The 21,778-nt window shown below is 75.1% G+C and carries 18 protein-coding genes; 3 read left to right on the top strand and 15 right to left on the bottom strand.

The window, feature by feature from the left end:
• Positions 1-273: 273 nt before the first annotated feature.
• Together KPF22_RS14435 and KPF22_RS14440 are read left to right on the top strand one after the other, a co-directional pair.
• Entirely contained in the window at positions 274-1,593 is a 1,320-nt protein-coding gene (locus KPF22_RS14435; RefSeq protein ID WP_374107491.1) for an ammonium transporter, read from the top strand.
• Entirely contained in the window at positions 1,590-1,928 is a 339-nt protein-coding gene (locus KPF22_RS14440) for a P-II family nitrogen regulator (RefSeq protein WP_062395424.1), read from the top strand. The genes KPF22_RS14435 and KPF22_RS14440 overlap by 4 nt, the downstream gene beginning before the upstream one ends.
• Positions 1,929-1,932: 4 nt before the next feature.
• Here the strand turns inward: KPF22_RS14440 and KPF22_RS14445 are convergent, their stop codons facing one another.
• From KPF22_RS14445 to tkt, 9 genes are all read right to left on the bottom strand, one after another.
• Complete coding sequence (locus tag KPF22_RS14445) at positions 1,933-3,165, bottom strand: patatin-like phospholipase family protein (protein WP_208821192.1); 1,233 nt, start codon at positions 3,163-3,165, stop codon at positions 1,933-1,935.
• Positions 3,166-3,175: 10 nt separating this feature from the next.
• Positions 3,176-3,649, bottom strand: coding sequence for a VOC family protein (locus KPF22_RS14450; RefSeq protein ID WP_208821190.1), 474 nt, complete (start codon positions 3,647-3,649; stop codon positions 3,176-3,178).
• Between the two features lie 69 nt (positions 3,650-3,718).
• Entirely contained in the window at positions 3,719-4,903 is a 1,185-nt protein-coding gene (gene purT, locus KPF22_RS14455; RefSeq protein ID WP_208821189.1) for a formate-dependent phosphoribosylglycinamide formyltransferase, read from the bottom strand.
• A gap of 74 nt (positions 4,904-4,977) precedes the next feature.
• Positions 4,978-5,769 carry a 6-phosphogluconolactonase gene (gene pgl / locus KPF22_RS14460; RefSeq protein ID WP_224402328.1) on the bottom strand — a complete coding sequence of 264 codons (792 nt, stop codon included), beginning with the start codon at positions 5,767-5,769 and terminating at the stop codon, positions 4,978-4,980.
• Positions 5,766-6,716, bottom strand: coding sequence for a glucose-6-phosphate dehydrogenase assembly protein OpcA (opcA, locus tag KPF22_RS14465; RefSeq protein WP_208821184.1), 951 nt, complete (start codon positions 6,714-6,716; stop codon positions 5,766-5,768). Before opcA ends, pgl begins: the two co-directional genes overlap by 4 nt.
• Before the next feature lie 40 nt (positions 6,717-6,756).
• Positions 6,757-8,301, bottom strand: a complete 1,545-nt coding sequence (zwf, locus tag KPF22_RS14470; protein WP_062395412.1) for a glucose-6-phosphate dehydrogenase — start codon at positions 8,299-8,301, stop codon at positions 6,757-6,759.
• Between the two features lie 43 nt (positions 8,302-8,344).
• Entirely contained in the window at positions 8,345-10,033 is a 1,689-nt protein-coding gene (locus KPF22_RS14475; RefSeq protein WP_224402441.1) for a hypothetical protein, read from the bottom strand.
• The gene (gene tal / locus KPF22_RS14480) at positions 10,034-11,143 is read right to left on the bottom strand and encodes a transaldolase (RefSeq protein WP_224402329.1); all 1,110 of its coding nucleotides are present in this window, start codon (positions 11,141-11,143) and stop codon (positions 10,034-10,036) included.
• Between the two features lie 33 nt (positions 11,144-11,176).
• Positions 11,177-13,303: a transketolase gene (tkt, locus tag KPF22_RS14485; RefSeq protein WP_224402330.1), complete on the bottom strand. Its 2,127-nt coding sequence runs from the start codon at positions 13,301-13,303 to the stop codon at positions 11,177-11,179.
• A gap of 510 nt (positions 13,304-13,813) precedes the next feature.
• On the opposite strand from tkt, the gene KPF22_RS14490 reads away from it, so the two are divergent.
• Positions 13,814-14,734 carry a heme o synthase gene (locus tag KPF22_RS14490; RefSeq protein ID WP_224402432.1) on the top strand — a complete coding sequence of 307 codons (921 nt, stop codon included), beginning with the start codon at positions 13,814-13,816 and terminating at the stop codon, positions 14,732-14,734.
• A gap of 30 nt (positions 14,735-14,764) precedes the next feature.
• On the opposite strand, the gene KPF22_RS33145 is transcribed toward KPF22_RS14490, so the two are convergent.
• From KPF22_RS33145 to KPF22_RS14520, 6 genes are read right to left on the bottom strand one after another with little or no spacing between them, the layout of a single operon-like run.
• The gene (locus KPF22_RS33145) at positions 14,765-16,789 is read right to left on the bottom strand and encodes a prolyl oligopeptidase family serine peptidase (RefSeq protein WP_308010394.1); all 2,025 of its coding nucleotides are present in this window, start codon (positions 16,787-16,789) and stop codon (positions 14,765-14,767) included.
• A gap of 52 nt (positions 16,790-16,841) precedes the next feature.
• Positions 16,842-17,813 (bottom strand): quinone oxidoreductase, encoded by a 972-nt coding sequence (locus tag KPF22_RS14500; protein WP_208821172.1) that lies wholly within the window; start codon positions 17,811-17,813, stop codon positions 16,842-16,844.
• A 46-nt stretch (positions 17,814-17,859) separates the two neighbouring features.
• A complete protein-coding gene (locus KPF22_RS14505; RefSeq protein ID WP_208821170.1) occupies positions 17,860-18,708 on the bottom strand; it encodes an ABC transporter permease subunit in 849 nt (282 codons plus the stop codon).
• Positions 18,705-19,673 (bottom strand): ABC transporter ATP-binding protein, encoded by a 969-nt coding sequence (locus KPF22_RS14510; RefSeq protein ID WP_374107478.1) that lies wholly within the window; start codon positions 19,671-19,673, stop codon positions 18,705-18,707. Before KPF22_RS14510 ends, KPF22_RS14505 begins: the two co-directional genes overlap by 4 nt.
• Complete coding sequence (locus KPF22_RS14515; protein WP_208821166.1) at positions 19,670-20,728, bottom strand: outer membrane lipoprotein carrier protein LolA; 1,059 nt, start codon at positions 20,726-20,728, stop codon at positions 19,670-19,672. The genes KPF22_RS14510 and KPF22_RS14515 overlap by 4 nt, the downstream gene beginning before the upstream one ends.
• Positions 20,729-20,781: 53 nt before the next feature.
• The gene (locus KPF22_RS14520) at positions 20,782-21,768 is read right to left on the bottom strand and encodes a heme A synthase (RefSeq protein WP_374107479.1); all 987 of its coding nucleotides are present in this window, start codon (positions 21,766-21,768) and stop codon (positions 20,782-20,784) included.
• Positions 21,769-21,778 lie beyond the last annotated feature (10 nt).

A 21,778-nucleotide genomic window follows, 5' to 3' on the forward strand; every position in this document is an offset into this window, starting at 1 on the left:
CAGAGGAGACCGGGGCCGTCGCCGGAACTCATCGGTGCGCCCGGTCCGGGTTCGGACCGTCGGTCCCGGCTGCGTCGTGTGTCGCGTCGGCGGTGTCTGCGCGGGGCGCGCCGGATGCCCGGACCCGACACCCACCGGAAACCACACACGGTTGCTCCACGAAACACCGCGGGCGAACCATCCCTGCCGGGGTCGGGGAACTGCGACGACGGAGGACGCGTGGGCGTGAATGCGGGAGACACCGCGTGGGTGCTGGTCAGCGCCGCGCTGGTGATGTTGATGACGCCGGGGCTGGCGTTCTTCTACGGCGGGATGACCCGCAGCAAGTCCGTGCTCAACATGCTGATGATGAGCACCATCTGCCTGGCCGTGGTCAGCGTCCTGTGGGCGCTGTACGGCTACAGCTGGGCCTTCGGCAACGACGTGGGCGGCGGCCTGATCGGCGGCGGGGAGTTCGCCGGGCTGGCGAACACCGTCGGCGCGATGGTCGGCGTCGGCAGCGACTCGGCCCCGTGGCCGGGCACCGACGCCCTGCCCGCGCCGGCGTTCGTGATGTTCCAGCTCATGTTCGCGGTCATCACCCCGGCGCTGATCTCCGGCGCCGTCGCGGACCGCACGAAGTTCTGGGGCTGGACCGCGTTCGTCGTGCTGTGGGTGACCATCGTGTACTTCCCGGTCGCGCACTGGGTGTTCGCCTTCGACGGCTTCACCGGCCCGGACAACGTCGGCGGCTGGATCGCCAACACCCTCAAGGCCGAGGACTTCGCCGGTGGCACCGCGGTGCACATCAACGCCGGTGCCGCGGCGCTCGCGCTGGCGATCGTGCTCGGCAAGCGGCGCGGCTGGCCGCGCGAGCCGATGCGTCCGCACAACCTCCCGTTCGTGCTGCTGGGCATGGCGCTGCTGTGGTTCGGCTGGTTCGGCTTCAACGCCGGTTCCGCGCTCTCCGCGGGTGACCTCGCCGCGACCGCGTTCACCAACACCATGCTCGCCACCGCCACCGCGCTGATCGGGTGGCTGCTCGTCGAGCAGGTCCGCGACGGGCACCCCACCACCCTCGGTGCGGCCTCCGGTGCCGTCGCCGGGCTGGTCGCGATCACCCCGGCGTGCGGGTTCGTGCAGCCGGTCGGGGCGCTGGCCATCGGGCTCATCGCCGGTGCGGTGTGCGCGCTGGCCGTCGGGCTGAAGTTCCGCTTCGGCCTCGACGACTCCCTCGACGTCGTCGGCGTCCACCTCGTCGGCGGCATCGTGGGCACCCTGCTCATCGGCTTCTTCGGCGACAACAGCGTCAACTCCGCCGCCGCCGGCGACAACGGCCTGTTCTACGGCGGCGGGCTGGTCCAGCTGGGCCGCCAGGCGCTCGCCGCGGGTGCGGTGCTGCTGTACTCCTTCGTCGTCGCGCTGGTCCTCGGCTACCTGATCAAGGTGACCATCGGGTTCCGCATCGGCGAGGAGAACGAGGCCACCGGCATCGACGAGACCGAGCACGCCGAGACCGCCTACGACTTCTCGTCGCTGGGCAGCCGCGCGCTCGCCGGGGCCTCCCACCCCGCGACGCCGGCCACCCGTGAGCCCGTGGGGGAGAGCCGATGAAGCTCGTCACCGCCATCGTCAAGCCGTTCGCGCTGGAGGACGTCCGCGGTGCGCTCGAACACCTCGGTGTGCTCGGGCTGACCGTCGGGGAGGTCCGCGGGCACGGCAGGCAGAAGGGACACACCGAGATCTACCGCGGCGCGGAGTACTCGGTGGACTACGTGCCGAAGGTGCGTATCGAGACCGTCGTCGACGACGAGATCGCCGACAAGGTCGTCGACGCCATCGTCGAGGCGTCCCGCACCGGCAAGATCGGCGACGGGAAGATCTGGGTGCAGCCGGTCGAGACCATCGTGCGCGTCCGCACGGGCGAACGCGGCAGCGACGCGGTCTGAGCCGTCAGCGCGCCGCCGGACGGGCCGTCCGGCGGCGCGCCGTCCCGCCCTCGGGGGCGACGGCGCGCGCGGCGTGCGCCGCACCCAGGTCCGCCGCCGCGGCGGCGAACACCGGGTCGAAGAACAGGAAGCTGAGCAGCTCCGCGCCGTGGGTGGTGTCGGCGTCCGGCACCGCACCGCCCACCAGTCGCTCCAGCACGGCCAGCGACGGGTTCCGCAGCGCGCGCAGCCCGCCGTACTCGCGCCGGCGCACCGCGTCGGCCAGCTCCGCCAGCTCGGTGGCCCGGTCGGCGGGCGGCCCGGCGAACCAGGTCGCGATCCGGCGGTGCCGCCGGTCCTCGCCGCGGTCGACCAGCGCGTTGACCGCGCGCAGGGTCCGCAGGTCCTCGGTCACCCCGGCGCCCAGCACGATGCGCAGCGCCAGCGCGGCGACCGCGTACACGTCGGGCACCCGGTCCGCCGGGGACGGCGCCGCGGCGGACTCGCCGAACGGGACGTCCGGTGTCGTCGCGACGACGCCGACCCGGTCCGCGCCCAGGCGCAGTGCGGGCTTGAGCGGGGTGTTGAGCCGGACCCCGCCGTCGAGGTACCAGCCGGCCGCCTCGCCCTCGATGCGACGCGGCGCGAACAGCACCGGCACCGCGGCCGAGGCGAGCAGGTGGTCCGGGTCCAGCCGGGCGTCGACGTAGCGGATGTCGCGACCCGGGTCGTACGGCGGCAGCGCCACGTCCGGCCCGCGCTCGACGAACACCGTGGTCCCGCCGGTCCCGGCGGCGGTGCACGCCACCCCGACGGCGTCGACCCGGCCGCGGGCGACGGCCTCGTGCATCCGGTCCCAGTCGACGACCCGGTCCACCACCGGGCGCAGCCGGTCGGCGTCGAGGAGGCGGGTCACCCGGTCCGGCACCAGCAGCAGCCTCCGCAGCCACGACGGGACCCCGGCGAGGTCCCCGAGGTAGGCCGCGGTCGCCTCCACCGCCGACGACGGCAGCGCCACGACCTCCTCGGTGCGCACCGAGGACCAGCGGGCGACGAGCTCGGCGGCCGCGGCGTCCGGGGCGACGTCGGACAGCCCGGCCAGCGCGGCCACGTTGAGCGCGCCCGCGCTCGTGCCGACCAGCACCGACGGCGCCGACCACCGCCGCGCCATCCGCGGCAGGAGCTCGGTCAGCGCACCCGCCTCGTAGGCGCCGCGCGCTCCCGCGCCCGCCACGACGAGTCCGGTCCGTGCCGCCACCCGGACCAGGTTACCCGCGGTACGCCTTCTCCAGGGCGACGGCGTCGAGCTTGCCGTGGGTGGCGTACACGGCCCGCGCGACCCGGGACCGGGCCTCGGCGTCCGGCGAGGTCAGCCACTCCCGCACCCCCGGCGGGATCACCTGCCAGGACACCCCGTAGCGGTCCTTGAGCCACCCGCAGGGCTGCTCGACGCCGCCGTCGACCAGGGCGTCCCAGTAACGGTCGACCTCCTCGACGGACTCGCAGTGGACCTCCATCGAGATCGCCTCGGAGAGGGTGAACACCGGACCGCCGTTCAGCGCCGTCCAGGGCTGGCCGTTGATCCGGAACCCCACGGTGAGGACCCGGCCCTCCCGGTCGGGGACCTCGGGGCCGTAGTGCACGACGGTGTCGATGCCCGAGTCCGGGAAGATGCCGGTGTAGAACCGGGCCGCCTCCTCGGCGACGTCGTCGAACCACAGGCACGGCGTGATCGGCTTCATGATGTCGTCCCCTCCCGCGACGCCGGCTCTCGGCGTCACACGGGGGGAGACCGGCGCGGTGCGCCCTACTCATCGCTCCCGGGGGACCGGGCGCACGAGTCCGGCGGCGCGTGTCGCGCGCTCCCGGGCGGTGTCGACGTCGTCGGCGTGGGCGACCGCGACGCCCATCCGGCGCCGCTCGGTCGCGGAGGGCTTGCCGAACAGCCGCAGGTCCGCACCCTCGACCGCGAGCGCGTCGGCGACGCCCTCGTAGGCCGGGGCGTCCATCTCCTTGCCGCCGTAGACCACCGCCGACGCGCCGGGGGAGCGCAGCGCGGTGTCCACCGGCAGGCCCAGCACGGCGCGGGCGTGCAGCTCGAACTCCGAGAGCCGCTGGGTGGCGAGGGTGACCAGGCCGGTGTCGTGCGGGCGGGGGCTCACCTCGGAGAACAGCACCTCGTCGCCGCGGACGAACAGCTCCACCCCGAACAGGCCCCACCCGCCGAGGGCCTCGGTGATCCGGGCGGACACGTCGCGGGCGGCGGCCAGCGCGGCGTCGGACATGGGCTGGGGCTGCCAGGACTCGACGTAGTCGCCGTTCTCCTGGCGGTGCCCGATCGGCTCGCAGAACGCGGTGCCGCCGGCGTGCCGGACGGTGAGCTGGGTGATCTCGTAGTCGAACTCGACGAAGCCCTCGACGATCACCCGCGGGTTCGACACCCGGGCGCCGGTACGGGCGTACTCCCAGGCGGCGTCGGCGTCGTCGGCGCTCTGCAGGACCGACTGGCCCTTGCCGGAGGAGGACATCACCGGCTTGAGCACGCACGGCAGCCCGACCGTGGCGGCGGCGTCGCGGACCTCGTCGAGGGTGTCGGCGAACACGTAGGGGGAGGTGGGCAGGCCCAGCTCCTCGGCGGCGAGGCGCCGGATGCCCTCGCGGTCCATGGTCAGCTTCGCGGCCCGCGCGGTGGGGACCACGGTCGTCCCGGCCGCCTCGATCTCGGCCAGGGCGCCGGTGGCGATGGCCTCGATCTCGGGGATGACGAGGTCGGGCGCCTCCTGCTCGATGAGCGTCGCGAGCGTCACCGGGTCGGTCATGTCGATCGCGTGCCACCGGTGCGCCACCTGGTGGGCGGGGGCGTGCGGGTAGCGGTCGACGGCGACGACCTCCACGCCGAGGCGCTGGAACGCGATCGCGACCTCCTTGCCCAGCTCACCCGAGCCGAGCAGCAGCACGCGGGTGGGGTCCGGGCCGAGCGGGGTGCCGATACGCATGACGGGGACCCTAACCGCAGGTCCACGTGCGGCACCCCGCCCGGGCGCGGCATCTCACATCCGGGGGCCGCCCGTCAGGAGACGCGGGCGACGAACCCGTCGGGCAGGTCCGCGGCGGCCTCGGTGTCGAGCAGCCAGCGGGTCGTGACGGTGCCGCGGGCCCCGCCGACCGGCAGCTCGGTCTCCGGCGTGCCGGTGAGCGCACCCGCGACGGCCGGTGCCTTGCCCGCCCCGGCGGCCACCACCCACACCTCGCGCGAGCGGCGCGCCGCGGCCAGGGTCAGCGAGATCCGGGTCGGCGGCGGCTTCGGGCAGTCGAAGACCGCGACGACCGTCGCCGCCTGCTCGTGCACGGCGGGGGAGTCGGGGAACACCGACAGGGTGTGGCCCTCCTCGCCCATCCCGACCAGGGTCACGTCGAACGCGGGGACGCCGTCCTCGTCGGGGCCGGCCAGGTCGTCGAGCAGCCGGGCGTAGTCGGCGGCCGCGGCGAGGGCGTCGTCGCGGGTGCCGCCCCCCGGCGGGGCCGCGGGCATCGGGTGCACCCGGGCCGGGTCCAGCGCCACCGCGTCGAGCAGGGCCTCGCGGGCCTGGCGGTCGTTGCGCTCGGCGTCGTCGGCGGGGACGAAGCGCTCGTCGCCCCAGAACAGGTCCACCCGGGCCCAGTCGACGGCGTCGCGCGCCGCGGAGGCGGCGACGTCGCGCAGCAGCTGGATCCCGACCCCGCCGCCGGTGAGCACCAGCCGCGGGACGGTGCCCGCGGCCTGCAGGTCCACCAGCGCGGTGATCAGCCGGGCCGCGGTCGCCGCGGCGAGCGCCTCCTTGTCCGGGTGCACCGCGACCTGCACCTGCGTCGCGGCGCTCACGCGCGCACCTTCACCGGGGTGCGGCCGCGGGTCACCTTCGCCACCCCGGCGAGGGCCTCGGCGTAGACCTCGTCCGGGTCGAGCCTGCGCAGCTCCTCGGCGAGACAGTCCGACACGTGCCGCCGGGCCAGCGCGATCAGCCGTTCCGGCTGGCCGGGCTGGGTCAGCCGGGCGGTCTTGCCGTCCGGGCGGGCCAGCTCGACGTCACCGGACGGGCGCGTCAGCCGGACCAGCGAGAGCCCGTTGTCCCTCTCCGACGGAGAGCGCTTCACCTTCACCCCCAGGCTCGCGGCGAGCCAGCCCGCGATCAGCTCGGTGGACGGCGACACCGCCTCCCCGGCGACGACCGCGGCGCTGATGTCCTCGTACGGCGGCACGTCCAGCGCGGCCGCCAGCTGGGCCCGCCACTGCGTGAGCCGGGTCCAGGTCAGGTCGGTGTCGCCGGGCGCGTAGTCCTTGCGGCGCGCCTCGAACGCCTTCACCGGGTTCTTCGACGACAGCGCGTCGGTGATGCGGCGCTGCGCGAGGCGGCCCACCGCGTCCTCCGACGGCGAGGCGGGCGCCTCGTTCGGCCACCACGCGACGACCGGGGCGTCCGGCAGCAGCAGCGGCATGACCATGCCCGCGCCCGCCTCCTCGGCCGCGAGCGGGCCGTAGCCGCGCAGCACGATGACCTCGCTGGCGCCGGCGTCGCCGCCGACCCGGATCTGGGCGTCGAGCCGCGGCGAGGCCCGCCGCTGCCCGCGGGCCAGGACGATCACCCGGCAGGGGTGCTCGCGGCTGGCCGCGTTGGCGGCGTCGATCGCGCGTTCGAGCTCCGGGCCGTCGTCGGTGACGACGACCAGGGTCAGCACCCGGCCCAGCGCGAACACGCCGCCGGACTCGCGGAGCTCGACGAGCTTGCGGTTGACCGCCGAGGTGGTGCTCGACGGGAGATCGATGATCACGATGGGGTCTCCGTCTTCTCCGCGGCTGCCGTCCGTGCGCTCACGGCCGCCTCCAGTGGCGCCCGGTGCGGGCCAGCATCTCCTCGGCCGACACCGGGCCCCAGGACCCGGCGGGGTAGGAGTCCGGGCCGCGCGCGTCGGCGGCCCAGTGCTCCAGGACCGGGTCGAGGATCTCCCAGGACCGCTCGACCTCCTCGTTGACCGGGAACAGCGACGGCTCGCCGAGCAGCACGTCGAGGATGAGCCGCTCGTAGGCCTCGGGGGAGGCCTCGGTGAAGGCGTTGCCGTAGCCGAAGTCCATCGTGACGTCGCGGACCTCCATCTGGCTGCCCGGCACCTTGGACCCGAAGCGCATGGTGACGCCCTCGTCCGGCTGCACCCGGATGACCAGGGCGTTCTGCCCCAGCTCCTCGGTCATCGTCGCGTCGAACGGCAGGTGCGGGGCCCGCTTGAACACCACCGCGATCTCGGTGACGCGGCGGCCCAGGCGCTTGCCGGTGCGCAGGTAGAACGGCACCCCGGCCCAGCGGCGGTTCTCGACCTCGCAGGTGATCGCGGCGAAGGTCTCGGTGGTCGACTCCGGGTCGAACCCCTCCTCCTGGGCCAACCCGGGTACCTCCTCGCCGCCCTGCCAGCCGCCCTCGTACTGGCCGCGGGCGGTGGTGGCGTCGAGCGGGTGCGCGAGCTTGACCGCCTTGAGGACCTTGATCTTCTCGGCGCGCAGCTCGTCGGAGGAGAACGACGTCGGCTCCTCCATCGCGGTGAACGCGAGCAGCTGCAGCAGGTGGTTCTGGATGACGTCGCGGGCGGCGCCGATGCCGTCGTAGTAGCCGGCCCGCCCGCCCAGGCCGATGTCCTCGGCCATGGTGATCTGGACGTGGTCGACGTAGTTGGCGTTCCAGATCGGCTCGAACAGCTGGTTGGCGAACCGCAGCGCCAGCACGTTCTGGACGGTCTCCTTGCCGAGGTAGTGGTCGATGCGGAACACCGAGTCCTCGGGGAAGACGTCGTTGACGATCGCGTTCAGCTCGATGGCCGAGGCGAGGTCGTGGCCGAACGGCTTCTCGATGACGACCCGGCGCCACACGTCCGGGTCCTCCTGGGCGGACAGCCCCGAGCGGGCGAGCTGCTTGCAGACCACCGGGAACGCGCCGGGCGGGATCGACAGGTAGAAGGCGTGGTTGCCGCCGGTGCCGCGCTTCTCGTCGAGCTCGCGGACGGTGCGCTCCAGCTCGTCGAAGGCGGCGTCGTCGTCGAAGGAGCCCTGCACGAACCGCAGCCCCTCGGCGAGGCGGTCCCACACCTCCTGCCGGAACGGGGTGCGGGCGTGCTCGCGCACGGCCTCGTAGACGACCTGGCCGAAGTCCTCGTGGTCCCAGTCGCGGCGGGCGAAACCGGTGAGGGCGAAGCCCGGCGGCAGCAGCCCCCGGTTGGCGAGGTCGTAGATCGCGGGCATGAGCTTCTTGCGGGACAGGTCCCCGGTCACTCCGAAGATCACCAGTCCGCAGGGGCCGGCGATCCGGGGGAGCCGCTTGTCACGGGGGTCGCGCAGCGGGTTGGTCCGTCCGCCGTTCGCGGTGGGCATCGCCCCTCCTAGTACTGGTGTTCTCGTGATCGGGGCACCGGGGTCACGGCTCTGTCGAGGGCTCGGTCGACGTCGGTGTCGATGTCACCGCCCTGGCCAGGGTCACCAGCCCGGCGAGCCGGTCGGTCATGTGCAGCCGGAGCACCGGACGTCCCCGGCGTCGCTGGTCGTCCATGACCGCCCGGGCCTGTGCCGCGTGCAGGCTATCCAGTCCCGGCCCGGGAGGCACGGTGCCCGCGCCGACCGACCCCGGAAGATCACCGCCGGGCCCGTTCCCGGTCAGGTGACAGTGCACCGCGACGTCCGGTGCGCCGGTGTCGCCGCTGCGGCAGGCCGGGGCCCAGCCGAACGCGACGGGCAGCCCGAGCCGGGCCACCAGCGGCCCGCGCAGCACCGCGACCGAGGCGTCGGACTCCGGGTCCAGCCAGGCCGAGACGACCGCCGGGGCCCCGTCGGCGACGGCGGCCAGCGCGTCGAGCGCACCGGCGACGGTGCGGGTGGCGGGCGGCAGCCAGTCCCCGGCGTGCACGGCGATCCCGCCGTCGACGAACGACGGCTCGGGGTCGGGACCCTCGGCGGGCGCGGGCGGCGCGGGCGCGAACGGGTCGGTGTCGAGGACCCGCCCGGCCAGCGCCGCGGCGGCCTGCCACAGCACGACCGCGGCACCCGGGCCGGCGTCGAGCCGCACCGCGCCCTGGCCCGGCCCGGGCCGTGGGCCGGTGCCGTCGGCGTGCACGTCCACGACGCCCGCGGGTGCGGTGGGCTCCTGCGGGGCGGGGCCAGCGCCGACCGGTTCGTCGGGCGGGACCGGCACGACGGTGAGCCCGGCCGCGGTGAGCAGCGGGGCCAGCCAGCCGGTGAGGGCGGGGGAGCGCTCGGCGTCGCGCAGGGCCAGCAGCGAGCCGCGGCCCGCGGCCAGTGCGCCGGCCAGCAGCAGCGCCGGGTTGTCCGGGTCGTCGGCGGCCAGCGCGCGCTCGGCGGCGACGGCGTCGGCCAGGACGGCGGGCACGTCCGCCCCGGCGAGCCCCGCGGGGACCAGCCCGAGCGGGCCCAGCACGCCGAAGCGGCCCGGCACGTCGGCGTCGAGGGTGACCACGACCGGGCCGGGGTCGCCGGGTGTGTCGAGCGGCGAGCCGGGCTCGGTGAGGTGCACGGTGCGCGCGGCGAGGGCGTCGGCACCGACCTCCTCGGCGATCGCGGCGGCGACGACCCGGGTGACGGCCGCGACGACGGGGTCGGTGCCCGCCGCGTCGGCGACGACGAGGACGGTCTCGCCGAGCTCGCCGGACAGCGCCTCCGCGACCTGCACCGGGTCCGCGGAGTCCAGCGCGGTCAGCCGGGTCCCACCCGGATCGGTGCCGGCGACGACGCGGGCCGCGGCGACCGCGTCCGGCGTGCCGACGAGCAGCACCCGGTGCGCACCGGCGACGGCGAACCGCTCGCGCAGCGCGGCGACCTGCCCGACGAGGGGCCGGCTGCGGGCGGCGAGCCCGGTCCAGCCGGTACGGGGCGGGGCCCCCGCGGCGCGGGGCCCCCAGACGCTGGCGTCGGCGTCGGCGAGCCGGGAGGCGACGGTCTCGCCGGCCAGCTCGGCGGCGATCCGCCGGGCCGCTCCGGCGAACGGCTCACCGGCGAGCCGCACCCGCACCGGGGACGGTGCGGGTGCGGACGGGCCGCCGGTGGCGGCGGAGCCGAGGTCGGCCCCGTCGCCACCGGGAGTGGCCTCGCTCAACTACTTCGCGGAGTCGAGCTGGCCGCGGACGGTGTCCTGCAGCTCGGTCCAGGACTTCTCGAACTTGTCGACGCCCTCGTTCTCCAGGGTGAGGAACACGTCGTCGAGATCGATGCCGAGGTCCTCCAGGTCGGTGAACACCGTCTGGGAGGCGCCCGCGGTGTCGGTGACCTTGTCCCCGTCCACCTCACCGTGGTCGGCGAAGGCCAGCAGGGTCTTCTCCGGCATGGTGTTGACGGTGTTGTCCACGACCAGCTCGGACACGTAGAGCGTGTCCGGGTAGTCCGGGTTCTTCACCCCGGTGGAGGCCCACAACGGGCGCTGGGCGTGCGCGCCGTGGGCCGCGAGGGCGTCCCAGCGGGCACCGGAGAACGCGTCGCGGTAGGCGGCGTAGGCCAGCCGCGAGTTCGCGACGGCCGCCTTGCCGCGCAGGCCGAGCGCGGCGTCGCCCCCGATCTTCTCCAGCCGGCCGTCGATCTCGGAGTCCACCCGGGACACGAAGAACGAGCCGACCGAGTGGATCCGGGACAGGTCCTGCCCGTTCTCCTTCGCCTGCTCCAGACCGGTCAGGTAGGCGTCCATCACGAGCTTGTAGCGCTCGACGGAGAAGATCAGCGTCACGTTCACGCTGATGCCCTCGGCGGTCGCCCGGGTGATGGCGGGCAGGCCCTCCTCGGTCGCCGGGATCTTCACCAGCAGGTTGGGCCGGTCGACGGCCTTGAACAGCTCGCTCGCCTGGGTTGCGGTGCCCTCGGTGTCGTGCGCCAGGCGCGGATCCACCTCCAGGGAGACCCGGCCGTCGACACCGCCGGTGCGCTCCCACACCCCGGAGAACACGTCGCAGGCGTGCTGGACGTCGGCGACGGTGATCTCGCGGATCGCGGTGTCGACGTCGGCACCGCGGGCGGCCAGCTCACGGACCTGCTCGTCGTAGGCGGCGCCGTCGGACAGCGCACCGGCGAAGATCGTCGGGTTGGTGGTCACCCCGACGACGTGCTTGTCCTCGATCAGGGCGGCGAGGTTGCCGCTGGCCAGGCGCTCCCGGGACAGGTCGTCGAGCCAGATGGACACCCCGGCCGCGGACAGCGCGGCCAGTCGATCGTTGCTCATGATTCTCTCTCCTTGCGATCGGGTGCCGTCGGTTCAGGAGGACTTCTCGGTCGCGGCGAGGGTCTCCCGCGCGGCCGTGGCGACGGTGTCGGCGGTGAAGCCGAACTTCTCGAACAGGGTGGCCTGGTCGGCGCTGGCACCGAAGTGCTCGATCGACACCGACCGGCCGAGCTCACCGACGTAGCGGTACCAGGGCATCGCGATGCCGGCCTCGACCGAGACACGGGCCGTGACCGCGGTCGGCAGGACCGACTCCCGGTACTGCTCGTCCTGGGCCTCGAACCACTCGACGCACGGCATCGAGACGACCCGGGTGCCGACGCCCTCGCCCTCGAGCTGCTCGCGGGCGGCCAGCGCCAGGTGCAGCTCGGAGCCGGTGGCGATGATGATCACCTGCGGGACGCCGGACGCGGCCTCGGCGATGACGTAGCCGCCGCGGGCGACGCCCTCGGCGGAGGTACCGGCCAGCGTCGGCACGTTCTGCCTGGTCAGCGCGAAGCCGACCGGGCCGCCGTCGGGCCGCTCCAGGGCGGCCTTCCAGCCGTACACGGTCTCGTTGGCGTCGCCGGGGCGGACCACCGACAGGCCGGGGATCGCGCGCAGCGACGCCAGGTGCTCGATCGGCTGGTGGGTCGGGCCGTCCTCGCCCAGGCCGATCGAGTCGTGCGTCCACACGTAGATCGGGTTGGTCTTCATCAGCGCCGCGAGCCGCACGGACGGGCGCATGTAGTCGGAGAAGACCAGGAACGTGCCGCCGTAGGCGCGGGTGGGGCCGTGCAGGGCGATGCCGTTGAGGACCGCGCCCATGGCGTGCTCACGGACACCGAAGTGCAGCGTGCGCCCGTACGGCGAGGTGGACCACATGCCGGTCGAGGCCGACTTCGGGCCGAACGAGTCGACGCCCTTCATGGTGGTGTTGTTCGACTCGGCGAGGTCGGCCGAGCCGCCCCACAGCTCCGGCAGCACCTCGGCGAGCGCGCCGAGCACCGAACCGGACGCCTTGCGGGTCGCCAGCCCCTTCTCGTCGACGTCGAACGACGGCAGCGCGGACTCCCAGCCCTCGGGCAGCTTCTTGGCGAGCAGCCGGTCGAGCAGCTGCTTGCGCTGCGGCTCGCGCTGCGCCCACTCGTCGAAGGTGCCCTGCCAGGTGTCGTGGGCGGCGCGCGAGCGCTCGCCGACCGCGCGGGTGTGGGCGAGGACGTCGTCGTCGACCTCGAACTCCTGGTCCGGGTCGAACCCGAGGACCTTCTTGACCTCGCGGACCTCGTCGTCGCCCAGCGCGGCACCGTGCGCGGCGCCGGTGTTCATCTTGTTCGGCGACGGGTAGCCGATCACCGTCCGCAGGATGATGATCGACGGGCGGTCGGTCTCGGCCTTCGCGGCCTCCAGCGCGGCGAGGATGCCGGTGACGTTCTCGCCGCCCTCGACGACCTGCACGTGCCAGTTGTAGGCCTCGTAGCGCTTGGCCGTGTCCTCGTTGAGGGCGATGTTGGTGTCGTCCTCGATGGAGATCTCGTTCGCGTCGTAGATCACCGTGAGGTTGCCCAGCTCCTGGCGACCGGCCAGCGACGACGCCTCGGAGGTGACGCCCTCCTCGATGTCGCCGTCGGAGGCGATCACGTAGATCTGGTGGTCGAACGGCGAGGCACCCTCGGGGGCGTCCGGGTCGAACAGGCCGCGCTCGCGGCGGGCCGCGATCGCCATGCCCACGGCCGAGGACAACCCCTGGCCCAGCGGGCCGGTGGTCATCTCGACACCGCGGGTGTGGCCCCACTCCGGGTGGCCCGGGGTCAGCGAGCCCCACTTCCGCAGCTGCTCCAGGTCCTCCCGCTCCAGGCCGTAGCCGGCCAGGAAGAGCTGGATGTAGAGGGTGAGGCTGGAGTGCCCCGCGGACAGGACGAACCGGTCGCGGCCCATCCAGTCGGGGTCGGCCGGGTCGTGCCGCATGACGCGCTGGAACAGCGTGTACGCCAGCGGGGCCAGGCTCATCGCGGTGCCGGGGTGTCCGCTGCCGCACTTCTGGACCGCGTCCGCGGCCAGTACACGAACGGTGTCCACGGCCCTGCGGTCGAGGTCGGTCCAGTCGTCGGGGACGTGCGCGCGGGTGAGCGCGGCGACGGCGCCGTCCCCGGCGTGGGGGGACGTAGCGGTGTCGGACAAGGCGATGGCTCCTGTACTCGCGTCGACGAATGTCGGTCTGCCGGTCGTGGATCCGGATGCCCGCCCGGTGGTCGCGGCCGTTCCGCGGCGGCGACGTCGGCGGGTGTGTGGTGCGACCCGGATCACCTGGCGGCATCGTCGCCGCCCCGACGCGGAACACCCTACTGCTCACGCCCGCGGCCTGCGGCTTTGCGCCTCGTGGCGATCGGCGGACCGGGCCGCCGGTGTCGGCGTACCCGGCGGGCCCGCGACGCATGCCACCGGTTAGCATCGACGCGCTGTAGAACTAGGGAGGTCGCCACCGCGGCGACCACCCCGTGTCCACGGCACCGAGCCGGTGCGGCCCCTCGGGCGGCGCGGCACGGGATCACTACGTCGAACCGAGCGAGGTACGGACAGGTGAGCGCACCCGCGTCAGGGCGGAGCCGGGCCGACGAGGCCGGTGTCCCGGCCGAGCACGTCCCGGCCGGGCCGGACGCCGCGCCGGCGGCGACGCCCCCCGCGACGACCGTGGTGGTGCCGCCGGCACCGACCAGGCGTCCCGCGCGCGTCCGCGCCACGGTGGCGGCCTATCTGGGCCTCACCAAGACGCGGATCATCGAGCAGCTGCTCGTGGTCACCGTGCCCGCCATGTTCCTGGCCCAGCGCGGTGTGCCCTCGCTGGTGCTGATCGCGGCCACTCTGGTCGGCGGCGCGATGGCCGCGGCCGCGGCCCACGCGCTGAACTGCGTCGTGGACGCCGACATCGACCAGAAGATGGCGCGCACCGCCCGCCGCCCGCTGGCGAGGGGACAGGTCCCCACCCGCAACGCGCTGGTGTTCGGCCTGGTCCTGGCCGCGCTGAGCTCGGTGTGGCTGGGCCTGACCACGAACTGGCTGGCCGCCGTGCTGTCGCTGGCCGCGATCGCGTTCTACGTGCTCGTCTACACGATGCTGCTCAAGCGGCGGACCTCGCAGAACATCGTGTGGGGCGGCGCCGCGGGCTGCATGCCGGTGGTGATCGGCTGGGCCGCGGTGACCGGCACCGTCGAGTGGCCCGCGCTGGTCATGTTCGGTGTGATCTTCTTCTGGACGCCGCCGCACTTCTGGGCGCTGGCGATGCGCTACCGCGAGGACTACGCCGCCGCCGGGGTGCCGATGCTCCCGGTCGTCGCGCCCGCGCCGGCGGTGTCGGTGCGGATCGTGGTCTACAGCTGGGTGATGGTGGCCTGGAGCCTGCTCCTGCTGCCGGCGACGTCGTGGGTGTACCTCGCGGTGGCGCTGCTCGGCGGGGCGTACTTCGTGTACCGGGCGCACCGGCTGCACCACCAGGTGAAGTCCGGCGGCGAGATCTCCCCGATGCCGCTGTTCCACCTGTCGAACATCTACCTGTGCGTGCTGTTCGCGGCGATCGCCGTCGACGCCGCGCTGGGGCTGCCGGTCCTGTTCTGACCCCGGCACCGGCAGCCCCGGTGGCCGCGCTCAGCGCAGCAGGTGCGGGGTCTCCCACTCCGCGCCCAGCACGTGGTGGTCCAGGAACGCCCACACCGTGCGGTACCAGACCTTCGCGTGGTTCGGCGCGAGCACCCAGTGGTTCTCGTCGGGGAAGTACAGGAACCGGTGCGGGTTCGCCTCCGGGTCGGCCTGCCGGGACACCAGGTCCCACCACAACCGCAGTCCCTCGCCGATCGGGACCCGGTGGTCGCGGTCGCCGTGGATCACCAGCATCGGGGTGACGATCGCGTCGGCGTGGTGGTGCGGGCTGTTGGCCTGCGCCATCGCCGGGGTCATCTCGGTGAGCCAGTACTCGGCGTGGTCTGTCGTCGGCCCGAACTGGTCGAGCGCCCACAGGCTGGCGTGGGTGACGACCGCGGCGAACCGGTCGGTGTGCCCGGCCACCCAGTTCGCCATGTAGCCGCCGAAGGAGCCGCCCATCGCCGCGGTGCGGGTGCCGTCGACCTCCGGCCGGGCGACGGCGGCGTCGGTGGCGGCCATCAGGTCGGTGAACGGCGCGTCGCCCCAGGCGCCCCAGCCGCGCTGCACGAAGTCCTGGCCGTAGCCGGTCGACAGCGCCGGGTCGGGCAGCAGCACCGCCCAGCCACGGGCCGCCATCAGCCACGGGTTCCACCGCCACGACCAGGCGTTCCAGCTGGCCAGTGGGCCGCCGTGGATCCACAGCAGCAGGGGCGCCGGGTGCTCGGTGTCGGCGCCGTCGGGCAGGACCAGCCAGGCCCGGACCCGGGTGCCGTCGGCCGCGGTGGTCTCCAGCTCGGTGAGCGTGCCCGGCAGCGCGGGCGCCGCGGCGGGGGCGGGCAGGAGCTCGGGGTCGGCGTCGCGGCCGTCGGCGGGTACGCGGACCGGGGCCGGAGGCGCGTCGTAGGCGTGGCGCAGCGCGTAGACCCACCGCCCGTCCGGCGACGGGCACGGGTCGGAGTAGGTGCCGTGGTCGCCGGTGAGCCGGGTGACGGTGTCGTCCTCCGGGGTCGCGCCCAGGTCGACCCGGAACAGCGGGCCGCGGCCGTCGGAGTCTGCGGTCACCACCAGCGCCGATCCGTCGCGCGTCCAGCGGGCCGCGGTCGGCCAGCGGTCCCAGCCCGGCGCCACCGGGCGCGGCGCGCCCCCGGCGAGCGGCACCAGGACCAGGTCGATCCGCGGCGCGACCTCCGGGGTGGAGACGCGTTCGCGCAGGGCGACGACGGTCCGCCCGTCCGGGCTGATCCGGGGCGCGCCGTACTCGTGGCCGTCGTCGTCGGTCAGGTCGCGGTGCTCCCCGGTCGCGGTGTCGACCACGACCAGGCCGGGCCGCCAGGTGCCGTGACCGTGCGCGCGGTACCAGCCGGTCACCACCGAGCCGCCGTCGGGGGAGACGTCGAACGCGGTCTCGTCCAGCGCGCGGCCGGGTGCCGGCGTGAGGTCCGTCCACGGGTCCGTGCCCTCCGGACGGGCCAGGAGCAGCCGTTCCTCGGCCGGGCCGAGGTCGTGGTCCCAGTGCCGCACCGGGTAGCCGGTGTGCAGGATCGCGGTGACCTTGCCCTCGGTGCGCGCGGCGCGGCGCTGCTCGTCGTCGTCGGTCGTCACCGCGCCGGGCAGCGTGGGGGAGGACACGACGACCGTCTCCGCGTCGGCGGCGACGGCGACCGCGGAGATCCCGCCGGGCCGCGACCCGGCGGGCCCGGCCTCACCGCCGGCCGCGGGCAGCCGCCACAGCGCGGTCGGCGGCTCGGTCTCCCCGGTGGCGTCGGGGTCCGGGCGGGCCGACCGGAACAGCAGGTCGCCGTGGGGGGTGAAGACCGGCCCGGACTCGCCGGCCGCGCCCCGGGTCAGCCGCCGCGCCGGGGCCTCGCCCGCGGGGTCGACCTCCCACAGCGCGGTCCGGTAGCGGGTGCCGTCGGCGTCGAGCTCGGCGACCCCGGTGACCAGCCGGGTGCCGTCGGGGGACAGGGCGAGCCCGCCGAGGCGGGGGAGCGCGACGTAGGCGTCGAGGTCGTGGAAGGGGGTGTCGGTCACGCCGTCGGTTCTACCGCACGCCGCGCGGCGGACCGACCCCGTTCCGGACCCGTCAGGGGACGAGCAGCACCTTGCCGGTGGTGCGGCGGCCCTGCAGGTCGTCGTGTGCGGTACGGGCGTCCGCCAGGTCGTAGCGGTGCCCGATCCGCACGTCGAGGCGGCCCGCGGCGACGTCGCCGTAGACGGCGGCGGCGCGGGTGCGCAGCTCGTCGGTGGTGGCGATGTAGTCGAACAGCTTCGGGCGGGTCAGGTACAGCGACCCGGCCGCGTTGAGCCGCTGCGGGTCGAACGGCTCGACCGGGCCGGACGCGGCGCCGTAGAGCACGAGTGTGCCGCGCGGGCGCACCGAGGCGAGGCTCGCGTCGAAGGTGCTGCGCCCGACCGAGTCGAACGCGGCGTGCACGCCCGCGCCGCCGGTGAGGTCGCGGACGGCGGCGGCGAGGTCGTCGACGGCCGTGTAGTCGATCACCTCGGCGGCGCCGGCGCCGCGGGCCAGCTCGGCCTTCTCCGGCGTCGACGTCGTCGCGATCACCCGGGCGCCCTTCGCGACGGCCAGCTGGGTGAGCAGCAGCCCGACGCCACCGGCGGCGGCGTGCAGCAGGATCGTCTCCCCGCCGTGCAGCGGGAAGCAGTCGTTGACCAGGAAGTGGGCGGTCATGCCCTGCAGCGCCGCACCGACCGCGACGTCGTCGGCGACGCCCTCGGGCACCGGGACGGCCTTCGCCCAGGGCACGGCGACCTGCTCGGCGTAGCTGCCCAGGGTGTTGGCCCAGGCGATGCGGTCCCCGACCGCGACACCGTCGACGTCCGCGCCCAGCGCGGTGACCCGGCCCGCACCCTCCAGCCCGGCGACGTACGGCGTCTCCATCGGGTAGATGCCCTCGCGCTGGTAGGTGTCGATGAAGTTCACCCCGGCCGCGGCGACCTCCACCAGCACCTCGCCCGCACCCGGGACCGGGGCGTCGGTGTCGACCACCTCCAGCACCTCGGACCCGCCGGGCTCGCTCACCCGTACCGCACGCATGTGTCCTCCTCGTCGCTCACCGCTGCTGACGGGCCCGATCATGCCCTCACGCGTCGCGGCGGAGCATCCGGGACACGAGCACGACCGCGGCGGCGGCGAACCAGCCCGCCGCGAGCCCGGTGCTCGACACGAGCCCGGGGGTCGGCAGCGGGTCGCGCAGCACGTCGACCCCGGCGGACCAGCCGTCGGTGAGCAGGAACGGGCGGATCGGCTCCAGGGCGGGGATCGCGCCGAGCACCCCGGACAGGATGATCCCGCCGAGCACCGAGGACAGCACCACCAGCGGGTGCTCGGTGAACGACGACACCGCCAGCGCCACCGCGCCGACCGCGGCGAGCTGCCCCAGCGTCCACAGCGCGACCAGGGCGATCCGGCCGACGGCCGACGTCAGGTCCAGCACCGAGCCGGACATCGTCAGCAGCGCGCCGCCGTCGCCGACGACCGCGGGGGGCCCGATCAGCGCCCATCCCGCCACCAGCCCGACCACGCAGACCACCGTGACCGCGACCGCGGCCACCACCAGCACCCCGAACGCCTTCATCGCGACCAGCCGCAGCCGCCCCACCGGGGCCAGCAGCAGCCCGCGCAGGGTGCCGTGCTGGGCCTCCCCGGCGATCGCGTCCGCCGCCGCGACGGTGACCACCAGCGGCAGCAGCAGCGCCATCAGCAGGGTCAGCGCCGCGACGGGCAGGGTCAGCCCGTTGCCGACGACCTCCGAGAGCAGGCCGCGGCGCGGCCCGTCGGCCAGCACGAGCCCGACCGCCATCAGGACCGGCACCGCCCCGAGCAGCGCGACCATCACCCAGGTCCGGGGCCTGCGCAGCACCCAGCGCAGCTCGGCCCCGAGCAGCCGCCGCCACGACACCGGCCGGGGCGGGGCGGGCGGGGCGCTCACGCGGCGCCCTCGGTGATCCGGGTGAACAGCTCCTCCAGGCCGGCGCGGCGCCGGGCCAGCCCGTGCACCGCCACCCCGGCCCCGACGAGGCCGGCGAACAGCCGCGGCCCGTCGGCGTCGGCGGCCAGGACGACGGCCGCGCCCTCGGCCCGGGCGTCGGCGCCCGCGGCCCCGAGCTCCCGCAGCGCCGCCGCCGGGTCGGTGGTCGCGATCTCCCAGTCACCGTCGGCGGCGCCGAGCAGCCGGTCCAGCGGTCCCGCCGCGAGCAGCGTGCCCTGCTTGAGCACGGCCACGTGCGTGCACACCGCCTCGACCTCCGACAGCAGGTGCGACGACAGCAGCACCGTCGCCCCGCCCGCCCGCAGCTCGGCGACGATCGCCCGGATCTCCCGTGTCCCGGCCGGGTCGAGGCCGTTGGTGGGTTCGTCGAGTACGACGAGCCGCCGCGGGACGAGCAGCGCCGCGGCCAGCCCGAGACGCTGCTTCATCCCGAGGGAGTAGCCGCGGAACCGGCGACCGGCGGCCGCGGCCAGCCCGACCCGCTCCAGGGCCGCCTCCACCGCGGGCCGCACCTCGCCCGGCGCGAGCCGCGGCTCGGTCGCCGCGACCCGCCGCAGGTTCTCCCGCCCGGACAGGAACGGGTGGAACCCCGGCCCCTCGACCAGCGCGCCGACGTCGGGGAGCGTCGCGGCGAGCCCGCCCGGTACCGGGAGCCCGAGCAGCTCGACGCTGCCCGAGGTCGGCGTGGTCAGCCCGAGCAGCATCCGGATCAGCGTCGTCTTGCCCGAGCCGTTGGGGCCGAGCATCCCGAACACCGACCCGGCCGGGACGTCGAGGTCCACGCCGTCGACGGCGGTGACCCGCCCGAACACCTTGCGCAGGTCCCGGACGCGGGCGGCCGGCTGCGGCTCGTCCGCGGCCCCGTCCGCCACGTGGCCGGCGGGGGCGGAGCGGGTGGTCGTCACCGGGCCAGGGCCTCGCCGAGGACATCCGGGCCGACGGCACCGGCGGCGACGCGGCCGTCGTCGGTCAGGATCGCCGAGCCCGCGTTCGTGGTGATCTCGCGGCCGGCGCCCCACGGCCCGGACACCGGGGTGCCGAGCGCGGACAGGTCCGGGCCCTGCCGGTCGCCGGAGCGCTGCGGGACGCGGCCGACGACCACGGTGTCCCAGCCGTCGCCGACGACGGTCGGCGCGGCGGCCCGTGCGGGCGTGCCGCCGGGACCCCCGGGGCCGGGCTGCTCCACCGTCCCGGCGGTGCCGTCGCGGACGGTCGCGCCGGGCGGCGGGGTGAAGGTGAACAGGGCCGGGTCCTGCGGGCCGAACGTGACGTCGTCGAACCCGATCCGCAGCACCGGGTCGGCCCCGGCGCCGAGGACGGTCAGCTCCAGCGGGGTCCGGGTCTGTGCGTCGACGGCGGCGCGGACCTCGCGCAGCACGGTGCGCTCACCGGGCTTCGGCGCCAGGACCAGGGTGTAGGCGGGGCGGCCGGCGACCTCGGTGGTGCCGTCGACCCGCAGCACGCTGGTGGCGCTCAGCCGCGCGACGACGGTCCTGGCGACCTCGGCCGGGTCCTTCGCGGCGTCGGCGTCCGGGGTGTGTCCCCGGCTCGGGAACCGGGTCGCGGTGCGGTCGGTGGAGTCGTAGGCCCAGGTCGTGGCGCCGTCGCGGACGTAGGTGCGCTCGCCGTCGTCGCGGGGGACGGCGAGGCGGCCGTCGCCCTTCCCGTCGGACCAGACCCGTGCGGTGGAGGTGCCGTCGGTCAGCCCGTCGGAGGGCAGTCCCGGCACGGCGGGCAGCCCCAGCCGGTTGTCGACGGCGACGGTGCCGGCCAGCGCGACCGGCTCCGCCGCGACGACCGAGGCGACGAGCTGCTCCGGGGTGACCGGCGGCAGCTCGGGGGCGGCGGAGGCCCGCGTGCCGAGCAGGCCCACCGACAGCGACACGGTGAGGGCGACGGCGAGGGCGGCCGCGAGGACCACGGCGATCCCGCCGCGTCGCAACCGGGATGCGGAGGTCATGACCCCAGAGTGCCCGAGTGTCACCCGATCGTGCAGCGGCCGGTCGGACCGACTCAGACCGACGCGGCGGCGGGCTCGGGCGCGGCGGTGCCCGCCGGGTCGCCGGTCGGGGCGGCGCGGGGGTCGACGGGGGCCGGGCGGGTCGCGGTACCGGCCCACACCCAGGCGGCCGCGGCGGCGGTCAGCCCGGCGCCGAGCACGTGCAGCGACACCAGCAGCTCCGGGACCCCGAGGGCGTACTGGACCCCGCCGAGCGCGCCCTGGGCGAGGACGACCACGACGAGCACCCGGAACCGGCGCACCAGCGCACGCGGGGCGGACACCGCGTGCAGCAGGAACCCGAGCCCGACCAAGGTGCCGAGGTAGAGGAACAGCGTGTCCACGTGCAGCTGCGCGAGCGCGGGGATCGGCACGTCCAGGCGCGGGGTCTCCGGGTCCCCGCCGTGCGGGCCGGCCGCGGTGACCAGGGTCCCCGCGACGAGCAGGACGCCCAGCACGGCGGTGGAGAACAGCACCAGCCCACGCCCGGCGACGGGCACGGTGCGGGTCACCGGGCCGTCGGCCTCGCCGGCGGCGCCGACGAGCAGCACGGCGAACCAGACCAGCACCATGGAGGCCAGGAAGTGCAGCATCACCGTCCACCAGGCCAGCCCGAGCAGCACGGTGATCCCGCCGATGACGGCCTGCGCGACGACGCCGAGCGGCATCGCCAGCGCCAGCCCGGTGAGGCGGCGCCGCCGCGGCCGGGTGTACAGCGCGCCGAGCAGCGCCGCGCCCGCGGTGAGCACCACCAGGATGCCGAGCAGCCGGTTGGAGAACTCGATCCACATGTGCAGCGGCGCGATCTCGGCGTGGTCGACCGGGATCATGCTGCCCGGCTCGCACTGCGGCCAGGTCGAGCAGCCGAGGCCGGAGCCGGTGACCCGGACCACCGAGCCGGTCACCCCGATCCCGATCTGGGCGACGAGGTTCGCGATCGCCAGCCGGCGCATCAGCACCGGCGGTGTGGAGGGCACGCGCGACAGCAGCACACTACGCATCGTAGAAGAC

The organism is Pseudonocardia sp. ICBG1034 (assembly GCF_020131375.1).
Taxonomy (GTDB): domain Bacteria; phylum Actinomycetota; class Actinomycetes; order Mycobacteriales; family Pseudonocardiaceae; genus Pseudonocardia; species Pseudonocardia alni.

Excerpts from the sequence above, each read along its gene's own strand:
- KPF22_RS14435 (WP_374107491.1), top strand. The coding sequence starts at position 274 with ATGTTGATGACGCCGGGGCTGGCGTTCTTCTACGGCGGGATGACCCGC.
- KPF22_RS14440 (WP_062395424.1), top strand. The coding sequence starts at position 1,590 with ATGAAGCTCGTCACCGCCATCGTCAAGCCGTTCGCGCTGGAGGACGTC.
- KPF22_RS14450 (WP_208821190.1), bottom strand. The coding sequence starts at position 3,649 with ATGAAGCCGATCACGCCGTGCCTGTGGTTCGACGACGTCGCCGAGGAG.
- purT (WP_208821189.1), bottom strand. The coding sequence starts at position 4,903 with ATGCGTATCGGCACCCCGCTCGGCCCGGACCCCACCCGCGTGCTGCTG.
- zwf (WP_062395412.1), bottom strand. The coding sequence starts at position 8,301 with ATGCCCACCGCGAACGGCGGACGGACCAACCCGCTGCGCGACCCCCGT.
- tal (WP_224402329.1), bottom strand. The coding sequence starts at position 11,143 with ATGAGCAACGATCGACTGGCCGCGCTGTCCGCGGCCGGGGTGTCCATC.
- KPF22_RS14500 (WP_208821172.1), bottom strand. The coding sequence starts at position 17,813 with ATGCGTGCGGTACGGGTGAGCGAGCCCGGCGGGTCCGAGGTGCTGGAG.
- KPF22_RS14515 (WP_208821166.1), bottom strand. The coding sequence starts at position 20,728 with ATGACCTCCGCATCCCGGTTGCGACGCGGCGGGATCGCCGTGGTCCTC.
- KPF22_RS14520 (WP_374107479.1), bottom strand. The coding sequence starts at position 21,768 with ATGCGTAGTGTGCTGCTGTCGCGCGTGCCCTCCACACCGCCGGTGCTG.